The 11,811-nt window shown below is 53.3% G+C and carries 9 protein-coding genes; 2 read left to right on the top strand and 7 right to left on the bottom strand.

Going from position 1 to position 11,811, the window contains the following annotated elements; translation table 11 throughout:
* The first annotated feature begins 53 nt into the window (after nucleotides 1-53).
* Nucleotides 54-1,400, top strand: a complete 1,347-nt coding sequence (locus QEH52_RS12055; RefSeq protein WP_308950753.1) for a hypothetical protein — start codon at nucleotides 54-56, stop codon at nucleotides 1,398-1,400.
* Nucleotides 1,384-2,241, top strand: coding sequence for a hypothetical protein (locus tag QEH52_RS12060; protein WP_308950754.1), 858 nt, complete (start codon nucleotides 1,384-1,386; stop codon nucleotides 2,239-2,241). The genes QEH52_RS12055 and QEH52_RS12060 overlap by 17 nt, the downstream gene beginning before the upstream one ends.
* Nucleotides 2,242-2,784: 543 nt before the next feature.
* On the opposite strand, the gene QEH52_RS12065 is transcribed toward QEH52_RS12060, so the two are convergent.
* From QEH52_RS12065 to QEH52_RS20745, 7 genes are all read right to left on the bottom strand, one after another.
* Nucleotides 2,785-4,134: a sulfatase family protein gene (locus QEH52_RS12065; protein WP_308950755.1), complete on the bottom strand. Its 1,350-nt coding sequence runs from the start codon at nucleotides 4,132-4,134 to the stop codon at nucleotides 2,785-2,787.
* 74 nt (nucleotides 4,135-4,208) lie between these two features.
* On the bottom strand, nucleotides 4,209-5,573 hold the full coding sequence (locus tag QEH52_RS12070; protein ID WP_308950756.1) for a sulfatase family protein: 1,365 nt from the start codon (nucleotides 5,571-5,573) through the stop codon (nucleotides 4,209-4,211).
* 30 nt (nucleotides 5,574-5,603) lie between these two features.
* Nucleotides 5,604-6,404: an SGNH/GDSL hydrolase family protein gene (locus QEH52_RS12075; RefSeq protein WP_308950757.1), complete on the bottom strand. Its 801-nt coding sequence runs from the start codon at nucleotides 6,402-6,404 to the stop codon at nucleotides 5,604-5,606.
* A 1-nt stretch (nucleotide 6,405) separates the two neighbouring features.
* Entirely contained in the window at nucleotides 6,406-9,243 is a 2,838-nt protein-coding gene (locus QEH52_RS12080; protein WP_308950758.1) for a GH116 family glycosyl-hydrolase, read from the bottom strand.
* A gap of 28 nt (nucleotides 9,244-9,271) precedes the next feature.
* Nucleotides 9,272-10,789 carry a sulfatase family protein gene (locus QEH52_RS12085; protein WP_308950759.1) on the bottom strand — a complete coding sequence of 506 codons (1,518 nt, stop codon included), beginning with the start codon at nucleotides 10,787-10,789 and terminating at the stop codon, nucleotides 9,272-9,274.
* Between the two features lie 154 nt (nucleotides 10,790-10,943).
* Nucleotides 10,944-11,594, bottom strand: coding sequence for a hypothetical protein (locus QEH52_RS12090; RefSeq protein WP_308950760.1), 651 nt, complete (start codon nucleotides 11,592-11,594; stop codon nucleotides 10,944-10,946).
* Complete coding sequence (locus QEH52_RS20745; RefSeq protein ID WP_425609287.1) at nucleotides 11,530-11,784, bottom strand: RNA polymerase sigma factor; 255 nt, start codon at nucleotides 11,782-11,784, stop codon at nucleotides 11,530-11,532. The genes QEH52_RS12090 and QEH52_RS20745 overlap by 65 nt, the downstream gene beginning before the upstream one ends.
* Nucleotides 11,785-11,811: the final 27 nt, after the last annotated feature.

Genomic DNA, 11,811 nt, shown 5'->3' on the forward strand with positions numbered 1-11,811 from the left:
ACCCCATTACTGCGGCATTTTTTTGGCGGTCTAAAGCAGATAGGCTACTCAAGATGGATATAGAAATCCACGACGAGAATGGAAATCCCCAAATCGCGACGGAAGACAATCCTGCGAATGTTCCGGCCAACGGAGACTTTGACGAAGAAAAGCAGGTCAATGGCCGCTATGTTCGAGACTACGAAGACGCTAATCTGGAATTTGCGACGGAATCAAATGACCTCAAGACAGACGACCTTCGCGGCTGCGTGGTCAATGTTCCTGGATTTACGGATGACATCTGGCAGATGGCAACTTTGAAGGTCCGCAAGAAGGCGGGTGTGATCGATCCAGAGACGAACGAAGAGGAAGCCGAGGAAATCCGCATGCACGCAATCGACGGCAGTAACAACTGGGTGGAAGTTCCGCTCGATACAGACCTTGCCCCCGATTACTACGTATCGACGGGCCAGTATGCCGATTACGATTCCTGCTGGATCGAGGGCATCAAGGACGGCCCAATTACCATCGAAGTCGAAATCGTGATCAACGGCGGCACGCCGATCCTAGTCGAGAAGAAAGTAATGATCTGCACCGAAAAGACCAAGGCAGAATGGCAGCAGGAGGTCTGGGACGACATCCAACTCGTTTTGGGGGTGGACGCTTCCACCTTCGATCCGAACAACAGCTTTATTGACAACAATGATCAGCTCGAAGCCATTTACAATTATTACGGTGAGACGTTCCTTCGTGACGATGAGAATTACATTTGGCCAGGACTTGGAAAACTCGCCGGAGCATCTGTCTACGGCGGTCTTGTTGATGCAGAACTAGGAAAAACGTATGCAAGTATTGCCTCGTTCTTTAACGAGTTTTTCCCTGAAGAAGTCGATGAACTGATCGATCTGACTTCTTTGGCTCTCGATGAAATACAGGGTATTTTAATGGGCGGAGCTAATGATATCTTTAAAGATCTTGCGTGGCAATTTAAGGCCTATCACACCAGTGGGCTTTGTGCCATCAATTACGTTTTTGATGAAGAAGGCTCACTCTTAGTCGATGTTGATGTATGGGGAAACATTGATGAAGGAGTCAATGGAGCGAACACTTTCCTCAGTGGCATCGGAAATCGTGACATCGCTGATCGAGAGCAGAACACTGTTATCCAACCTACATTTAGTCTTCTTGATCAACGAGGTTGGGAACCGCTCTTTTCATTTTTAGCAACGAATCCAGTGCTAGGTGCTCCAATGTTCAAAGACTCCGCGCCGGGAGGAGAGATCACTGATGCAGCGGATCGCTGGAACTGGGTTCTCAACGACATGTGGTATCTCTACACTGGAACTCCCGTTCACACTCAAAGAGATTGGGCCTCCGAAAGCATTTACGAACTATCAAAACCTCATGCACGCACTTATTAGGCAATCATACGACGTGCTTTTGCTCATCCTATGCATGGTGTCAGCAAGTTCATTTGCCGAAACGTATGTTTTAGATTTTTCCAAAAGCGATAGTGCAGATGTTGTTTTCAACTCTGAGCTGGAAACCCGTGATCTGGGAATAGAATTTAAACATGCTCTTCCTTCTGGAACTTACGAAATCGTCTTGGATCGCAGTAACCGCTTTATTATCCCCGTCGACCGTGGTCGACTGCGCGTCGAAAACGATAATAAAGAAGAAATCTCAAATATACAGCTTATCACTCCGATTTTGAACATAGAGGAGGGAGACGCACTTACGGAAGCGTTTCATAACGCCTTCGACTTACCACTTAGTGATTATTATAAATGGTCTCAACCAGCTAGAGAAAACAAATATCTAAGCGACTTTTACGCAAAAGACTTTAAGGATAATTATCCGAGGATATCGATGAGCGTGCATTCATCTTACAATAAAGATATTCCTTTTTATGTTACTTATCAATTTTCATGGAATAATGGCTTACATCGACGTCGTGGCACATCTGCTGAGTCAAACACTCTGGAAAACTTCACTTTTGACGTTCCCGCAATCCTCGCGTCTGTTAGCTCAAAGAGAAGTGAGCCTCCAGCGATTGAAAAACCAAAAGTTCAAGAGGCACCTGCTTTGACAGAGCAATCTTACGAAGAGAAGAAGCCCTTTGAAGTGATCTTTGACGAAGTCGAAACACCGACTGAGCCAATTGAGGAACCTACTGAGCCATCATCCAACTGGTGGCTATGGTTAATCGGAGTGTTGGTTGTCGTTGGTGGTCTTGGCTTGGTGCTTCGTCGCAAGAACTAGGCAACTCGCTGTCGCGCAATACGGAAGCTCCCATCCATCTCTTAATCGCCTTTACCTCCACAACTCGGAAACGCCGCAACTGGCAATCCACAGCCAACGGTTGCAATCTCCCGTCCCACCGCAGCCCCGCCTGAGGAGCCCCCGTTTTGCAGGTGAGGCCGTCCCCCGATTCACTTCGTTCATTCCCCTACGGCGGGTCTTCCAGCTTGCCGCCCTAGCGATCTTATGCCTAATCTTTCCTACTTTTGAGCGTCAAGCGTCCAGAGGGCACCCGCCGTCCTCTCACCCTCCGCTTCGCTTCGGGCACAATTACATCGGTAACCCACAACTAATCATAGAAAAATACAGGAATCTTTTACTGATGGATGTATCTTGGCTTCAAGGTGACTGGCGTTGAATTTAGTCCCCAGTAAAGAAGAATCCTAGGCCCTGCTCAGGCACACCTGATCAATTGAATTAAATTGAGATACTGTCGTCGAGAGAAGAACAACCAAGCAACACGGCAGAACCATGGACAGGAGTGTCCATGCTCCTTTTCCGGCTCTAAGAACGTGGTGGCAGCAGACTTTGTGGATTCATATCACTGCCTTCGACATCGACATCGCCAAGCTCGGCACGGACTTCGTCTGCCTTTTGGAGTAAGGCGTCCAGCACCTCAGGATACTCGGCGGCCACGTTGTGCTGTTCACCGATGTCCTCATCGAGATTGAACAACTTCGGTTCCTTGAGCACTTGCTTGGCCATCAAGCGGCCTCCCCAGAAGGGCATATCGGATCGTTCTCGGGGCAAATGCAGCTTCCACTTGCCCTGACGAATGCACTGCAAGTTGCGGCCGTTATAATAATAAAAATAGGCATGCGGGCTTTCCGTGCTGTGCCCGGTCAGAATATCGGCGATGTTCCGACCGTCGATCACACGATCCGTGGGCAGCGCCACTCCCGCAAGCTGACAGAACAGCGGAAAGAGATCCATACTGCCAATCATTGTATTGGACACCGTGCCGGCGGGTATCCGCCCCGGCCAGCGAAAGATGCCCGGCACGCGATGCCCGCCCTCCATGGTAATGTATTTACTGCCCGCCAATGGGCCGGTCGATCCACGGGCCGCCGCGCCATTGTCCGAAGTAAAGACCACCAGGGTATTGTCATCGATCCCGTTGTCTTTGAGCGCCTGCAGAATACGTCCGGTGCTATCGTCCAGTTCCAGGATACAATCCGCATAAACGCCCAGCTTGGATTGCTTCTTAAAACTTGGATGCGGCGCCAAGGGCAAATGTGGAATATGGTGCGCGAGGTAGAGCATGAAAGGCCCGTCTTTTTCACGCTCGATGAACTCGATCGCCTCCTTTGTGTAGATCTGAGTGAGTTGGCTGAAATCGACCGGATCCATGATCACTTCGTCACGACCACGCGTCAGAACTTTCTTCTCCATCATCAGAGACTCATCGAAGCCTGCGTCCAGTGGGTGCGAGCCTTCAAGATGGGCACCCAGATGCCACTTACCGATCAAACTGGTGGTATAGCCGGCCTCTTTCAAAAGTTCAGGAAAGGTGATCTCCTTGGGGTCGAGTCCTTGAAACATAGGGTTGCCGTTACGCATCGGATAGCGCCCCGTCAGCAAGGACGCCCGTGAGGGTCCGCAGACATTGGCGGGAATCAGGAAATCAGTAAAGCGCATGCCCTCCTCTGCCAGACGGTCGATGTTGGGCGTGATCACCTTGTTGCCGCCATAACAGACGAGATCGCCGTAGCCCAGATCATCCGCAAACAGGACGATTATGTTGGGCTTCGATCCGCTGACTAGCGGTGACGGACTCTGTGCCGTCGCCAGCGAAGTTAACAAGCCCCAAAGTAGGATAAGGGCGAGCCCCTGTAGTTTTGTAATTTTCATCATGCTCCTATTAAACGAAACCGTTCCACGGTGTTTGGCCAAAGGCTCGACGCGGTCTGTAAAAAAACATAACTCATCTATCTCCGTGAGTTTTCACCAATCACATCGTGGGTGCCAATATCCCGTTTGGCGAAGTCGAGCTGCTGGAGTAAGCGCTCTACGACTTCGGGGTGCTGTATGGCCACGTTGGTGGTCTCGCCGATGTCGTCCTTGAGATTGTAGAGCGTGAGCTCTGTAATATAAGCGCGGTCCTGGGGCGGCACGTGACTTTGCCATTCTTCCCCTTCCCGGGTCTTGTCCAATTCCGTATGCGGCAGATGCAGCTTCCAATCCCCCACCCGCACCGCACGCAAGGCGCGGTGTTGGTAGTAGAAGAACGGGCGATTCAGTTCCTGCTGTTGACCATGAAAGATGCCGGTGATATCGATGCCATCAATCACACGGTCGGTCGGCACTTCCGCCCCGGCGAGCTGGGCGATGCTGGGAAAGAGATCGATCATCGCCGTCACCAGGTCGCTGCTCGTGCCGGCAGGCACCTTCCCTGGCGCACGGATGATAAAAGGCACGCGCAGGCCGCCTTCGTAAGTGCTAGTCTTGGCACTGCGCAGCGGTTCGGCATGGCCGCTATCCTTGCCCCGAATCCACCAGGGGCCGTTGTCGCTGGTAAAGATGATATAGGTGTTTTCATCGAGGCCGAGCTCCTGAACCTTATCCAGCAGTCGACCGGTGTGGTAATCCAGCTCTTCGATGACATCGCCGTAGAGGCCTGCGTTCGATTTGCCCTTAAACGCTTTCGTAGTCACCAGAGGCGTGTGCGGCATCGGATGCGCGAGGTAGAAGAAGAAAGGCTCGTCTTTGTTCGCTTCAATAAACTCGATGGCTTTGTTGGTAAAAAGCTCTGTCGGCGAAGGTCGGTTGGCATGTTTCATCACGACTTTCTGCCCGGAATAGAGCGGTTTGCATTTACTGTTCTGCCCCCAGAGAGTGACCTCAAAGCCCTGATTGTGTGGTCCGAACTCGGGTCTGAAAGTCAACTGACCACGCCCGGAGAGATCCCACTTCCCGGCCATCCCGGTTTTGTAACCGGCATCTTTTAAGATTTCTGCCAGCGTGACTTCATTGAGCGACATGGCCGGGTGCACCATCAGGCCGTCGTCATGCGGGCCCCTTTTGACACGCATGGGATAAGATCCCGTCATCAGCGAAGCTCTGGAAGGGCCACACACGGTTTGCGCGTAAAAACTGGTCAACTTCAAGCCCTCCTCCGCCATGCGATCAATGCGTGGCGTGCGAATGTTGGGAGAGCCGTAGCAACCGAGGTCTTGATAGCCCTGATCATCGGTCAGAATGATGATGAAATTGGGCCGCTCCGCAGCAGACGCGGTAAAGCCGATGCTGCTGGCAGCACAGAGGAGTAATGCAATCCATTTGTTCATTTTCATAAGGGCTTATATTCTTTGGGCGTGGGAAATTCAGGGGAGGACCGCCTCGATCTTTTCTGCCACCGCATCCGCCAATAGCGCCTGTCCCGCTGAGTTAAAATGGACGTTATGCGGAAGTTGTATCGTATCCAGCTTTCCCAAACAAAGCGTGTAGAGCTCGTTCACTGAAACCGCCTGTTCCTGCATAATTTCGAGTGCGATGGAATTATAGAGCTCCACATCTTCAGGCAGTCGCGCGGGTCCATCCGGCCCTTCAGGATAAGGCGTGGTGGTCGCAAAAATCAACTGAGCCCCGGTGGCTTTCAGCTTGGTGACAAGCTCGACCAGTTGCTTCTCGTATTGGTCCGGTTCAGCTTGGCGAGGGTCGTCAAACGACTCGGAGTTCTTACCGGTCTTTGGGTCAACGTGTTTTAAATCATGTAAACCCCAGTTGAAGTGTATCACATCCCACTTCCGTCCCTGTAACCAGCGGTCGATATGTCTCACTCCATTGGTGGTACCCTGACAGTTCTCGGGCTTCCTGCCTCTCGCCGCATGGGGACGGAAGACATTGGCCTTCCCCTCTAATTGTGCACGCACCTGGAGCGTATAACTGATCGAAATTGAATCTCCAAGAATAAGCACATTAGGCAGCTCCGGATTGGGCGTCGTTTTCCAGCTCGTCTTCGTAGTTTTCTTTTCCAAATCCGAACCTGCTTCCGGAAGATAAGTGGGCACATCCATATCGCTGCGCGTGTCGAGATTCAAGAGTGGTGCCGCAACTGTTTTTGCGCTCAAGACAGCACCGAAGAGCATCAATGCCCCAATTTGTAGATAGTTTGTTATTTTCATCTTATACGAATTGAATCTTTAATTTCTGCCCCGCCTTCAGGCTCAGCCCATTTTCAAAGTTAAGCATATAGCGTTCAGCCTCTTGTTGGAACTCCGCAGCGATCGACTGACCGTCGAGCTCGACCTTGGCCGCGCTGGCACGAGAACCTGCAACCGGCGTAAAGGCCAATGTGTTTAAGCGCAATTGACCATGACGCAGTTCCAGTATTTTCAACTGCTGATCCTGCACGAGCTTTTGCGAGAACGTCCCCCAGCCTTCGGCTGTGGTGAAGGGCGCTTTGAAGTCTTCCGGATGAATGCGTGGGGCAAAGGCAAGGTAGCCCTTGGGCCCGTGATACTCGTAACCGCAGGCCGCGAGAAAGACACCATAGCTGGCCATGGAGCGCGCGTAGTGGTCGCCGCATTCGATTTCGTTATATGGATTCCGCTTGGCTGCGCCGTAGCGCTCGTGCACGGCCTTGGTGATGGCGAGGCCTTTTTCGACCAGCTCGGAATCCGGCTCGCCTTCGTAAAGCATGTGCGCAGCGACCTGATATTCGAAGCCGTTCATGCACTCGTTAAAGTAGCCGCCGACACTGGTGAAGCGGTCGGGGTTTTCCTTATAGCGCAGCTTATTGCCGGGAATCGCCTCCTTGGCGCCGCCCTTGGGCCAAGTCGTCATGAGTAAGCCCGCTTCGCCGGGCATGGCATACCAACGGAAGGCGGCTTCGATTTCGCGGTGGTCGAGTGCATACTGCCCTGCGTCCGGTGCGAAGTTGTATTTCCAAATACTGTTGAGCGCGGAGACAGTTTCTTGCTTTGGAATGATGCGTCCCAGCCCCACCTGATGCGCCCAAGCCTGCCCGATCACTTGATCGATATGACAGCCCTTGTTGCTATTGAGTGCTTTCTTCGGGCTTGGTTTGTGAATGAAATATTCACCGTCGAAAACTTCCGCCACAATGTTCTGATAGCCGCGGTCCAGCAGTGTGCGGCAACGTTTGGCGAAGTCAGCATCCCCCACTTCGATGGCCATCGCCTCCGCCGCCGCCAAGGCACCGAGGTAGAGACTGCTCAACCAGCCCATCGGTCCATACCAGGCGGCATCGAGTGTGTGGGGCTGCGCGCCTTCCCACAGGCCGTTGTCATCCGCGTCTTTGCTGATGAGGAACTCGATGGCCTGCTTCACGTTCGGCCACATGCGACGCAGGAAGGCATCGTCAGCCGACATCTGGTGCTCCCGATAGACGCGCATCACACTGCCCGCCTGCCCATCGAGCGCTTCTTTGCCGCCCTTCTGATGATACTCGCCACGATCTTTGATCATGCCGCTATCCGCTTCCATGCCAATCTCGATGTCAAAATCGACTTTCTCACGGAAGGCGCGCTCCACCTCAGGGAAAATGCGTCCCAGAGCCTGCGCGTAATACCAGACGTGCGTGCAGGTGCCCGGGCAGCACTCGACACCTTCCCATCCGTAAGGACGACCATTCTCAAAATAATGAAAGGTCTGCGTGGCGATACAATCGAGTCCGATAAAACTGCGGTCGAGCAGCCAGTATGGCAGCGTGCTGTCATACCAAGTTTGATTCCAGGCCAGCGTGCTTTCAAGGATGCGTTTATGATCGCTAGCCAGATAGTCAGCCACCGCTTCAGCCGAGTCGAAATAATTGCTATATAAGCGCTTTCTTCCACGGAAGATATGACGCGAATCCTGACGGCTCCCCTTCAACGGTTCGGCATCCATCTCGGCATAGTTGGGGAAGAACCAAGTGATGGCAAAATCAACCGTCCTAGACTCGCCGGGCGCGAGTTCAAAATGGGCAAAGAGTCCAGCTGCCAAAGGATCATTGAGCGCTTTGCTGGCCGAGGCTCCCGCCTGCATTTCGGATGCCTGATGGACAAATGCCGCAGTCCCTACGCTGCCGTCGAGCGAAGTGACTGCTTTGATTTCCAAGCCCTTCTCTTTCGGGTTCTGCAATAGCGACAAGCTCATCGAGCCGTAGCCATGCTTCGCCTCCAGCCCGGCACCTTCGATGCTGCTCAGGATGCTGGCGCGATTCTGCGACTGCACATAGGTGTTACGACGCTCCCCCTGCGCGTCTTTCGGCAGGTAGGGGCAAACCGTATTCTGCAGCCATCCACCTAGATCTACCTCGACAGATTGATCGGAGGGATTCGTCACCGTGTAGCGCATCACCGTCGCTGGAATGGCTGAGTCCTTCGCATTGAGCGGAATGAAAGGGCTGAAAGCTTCGAGCTGCACTGTGACCGGGCAGTCCGCATCCGCATAGCTGACCTTGCCGACCGGATACTCGCCACGAAATTGCACATCCGGAAAGCCCTGACGATCCAGCGTCTTCGTGCCCGCCTGGGTGCGGATCAAAAATCCCTGCGTCAGCTCGACGCCATTTTGCACACTATAAGGGTCACCCTGTGCGACCGGCTCGGCATAGTGCCCGCCCATGGGAAAGGCTAGAATCTTGTTCCCCGGATTCGGCACGCGGTAGTAGTTACTCTTGAAAATATCCCAGAGCCACAGCTTGCCATCACCACCGAGATAAAGCTGACCACAGCCCATGCCACCAATCGGCATGCCGACATACTTGAGCTCGGCCCCTTTGAAGACTTCAGCCACCCCGCGCTGGGTCAAGGAAGCCAGCCACTGCGCGGATAACTTCTTATCAAATGGTATCAGATGCTTGGATACATCCGCGTTCGAGAAGGGGCCTGCCATGACAGGAAAACCGGAAAAAGACAGCCCCGCAGCGGAGAGCGCACCCGCCTTGAGGAAGCGACGTCGCGACACATCAGCCCGGAGGACTGAATCCTTGTTCGTGGCGATAGGTTTATCTTTCATGGCTGTTTAAATACTTTCAGCTCTATTTTTACTGGGATTGATAGGCCTTCAATTCGTCAGTCATCTGTTTCACCACTTCGGGATACTGGCTGTAAACATTGGTGGTCTGATTGACGTCCGCTTCCAGATCGTAGAGCTGAGCCCGTGGCGCGCTCTTCTTGATCTTTCTATTCTTAATATCGCTATTGGGCGTGCCGGCCAATCGAGTTGCAGCGATATTGGTCGCGAAGCCCCCGTCGCCGCGCGCGGGAATATACATCCACTTGCCCTTGCGCAGCGCCATGTGGCTGGGCTGATTCGGTGTGACGACCATTTCCGTGCGCAGTGGCTGCTCTGGTTCACCGATCAAGGCGGGTAATAGATTGATGCTATCCTGTTGCTCATCAGCACTGAGCTCACGACCGGTAATTGCCGCAAAGGTGGCCAACAGATCGACATTGCTCAGCAATTGATCCGACTCGCTGCCCGCCTCGATTTTACCCGGCCACCAGGCGATAAAAGGCACGCGATGCCCGCCCTCCCAGACGCCGAACTTGGAACCAAGCAAATCGCCATTGATCTTATGTCCCAACCTGGCGGCGGCTTTGCCACCGGTGTTGAACATACCACCGTTGTCGCTGGTAAAAATGATTAATGTATTGTCCGCCTCACCGATGGCTTCGAGGCTCTCCCGCAACTCCCCCACGATCCAGTCGAGCTCATGGGCGAAATCGCCATACAGGCCCGCTTGGCTGGTACCTTGAAAACGCTCGGCTGGCGTGAATGGGTGATGCACCTGCGTGGCGGCAAAGTAGACGAAAAATGGTTTTTCGTCCCGACTCTCGATCCAGTCGGCGGCTTTCTCGGCCAGCTTGGTGCCGACTTCGTAATCATCAAACAACTCGTACGCTTTGGTCTGTCCTTTATAAAAATTCGGTGTGCGGTGCCCCGCTGCTTTGGGCAGTTTCGACAGAGGGTGCGCCCCCGGCCCTTGGCGGCCGACATTGATCAGCGGATCATCGGGATCGCTGCCATAGAAGTGATCATTTTCCACATAGGCATAGGGCGGCGCGCTGTTCACCACTGGCATGCCGAAATAATAATCAAAGCCGAGATCCTGCGGGCCCGGCCGCAGCGGCTCCTGCCAGTCGTTCTCCCCCGTTTTGAAACCGAGGTGCCATTTGCCAAAGGCAGCAGTGTCATAGCCCTGACGTTTGAACACATCCGCGATGGTCAGCATATCGGGATCGATCAGCAACGGCGACTCCAAGCCCGTGGGCTTCCAGATCCCCTTGCCGTCATTCGCACGGAAGGGATACTGCCCCGTCAGCAAGCCATAGCGCGAAGGCGTGCAGACCGCCGAGGACGAATGCGCATCGCTGAACTTCCTGCCCTCCTCTGCCAGTTGATCGATATGAGGGGTCTGGATCTTGGTCGCGCCATAGCAACTCAAGTCACCGTAGCCGAGGTCATCGGCAAAAATGAGAACCACATTCGGTGTATTGGCAGCCTGCAGCAGGCTGACCAAACATAGCAGATTAAGAAATAGACAGAGAGAGGGGCTCATACAATAGGAGCATACCACCAACGAAACCCCTTAGCCTACCGCGTATAAACATGACTCTCCGCATGAATTTACTACAAAACTGCCATTGAGAACATTCGCTACGCGAGTAATCGCTCGGGCACAAGCCGACTCGCTGAAAGACGATGCCGTCGCATCACTCAGAATTGTCCCAAGTCATTCTCCAAAACCCTCGTCCCCCGGTTGCCTCAACATAGACATCGTACAAAGAAGCCGGTAAAAAGGGAATCGTATCGACGACTTCCCAACTCTCGCTGTCGGCCAAGTCTGACGTCCATTCGACTTGGTAACTAAAGCCAGGAACTCCACTGAATCGAAGCGTCCCGATTTCATCCGCGAAAGAATGCCCAGACTGAATCCCCAGCGCCAGATCACCGCTTTCGACACTGCTTTCACGCTCAAATTGTATCGACACATTGAGCGCCACTTCATCGCCTACACTTCCGCCGTGACTACCAACCACAAAACTGAGCGTATCTCCGGCGGCGACTTTGAGAGCAGTGAGAGCGAAGCTGCCGTCGGTCTCTGTCAGACGACCGGCCGAACCTGTCGCGCTAAAGAGTTCGCTTGCATTATGGAAGACCTGCACCGTCACGGAATCATCGCTGGTGCCGCCCACCAAATCACGGAAGCTCCCCGAGATCGTTGCACGGGGCTGACCGAAAATGACGTCGTGGTCTTCGATCGTATAACGCACAATGACATAGTCCGACCAGGCACCGTCATCTGTGGTGATCAACAAATCCGTGCCAGCTGCGAAACTTGCCCCGATTCGGCTGATAATCAAAGCTTGGCAATTGCTTCCACAGTTTGAGTAAAATCTCCTGGCCAAGATCCTTGGCTTCGTCCCGGCCAATCCCCACTCGTAACAAAACCGCATCAATATACCCCTCGTAAGCCTCAACAAAAGATGTCCAAGCATGCCCATTTTTCGGGTCTTTGACTCGTTGTATCAGGGTGTAGCGTGTCGATTCCATCTAAAGCTAGGGGCACTTATAGGGTTC

Origin of the sequence: Thalassobacterium maritimum, from assembly GCF_031127805.1 — a bacterium.
Lineage (GTDB): Bacteria > Verrucomicrobiota > Verrucomicrobiia > Opitutales > Coraliomargaritaceae > Thalassobacterium > Thalassobacterium maritimum.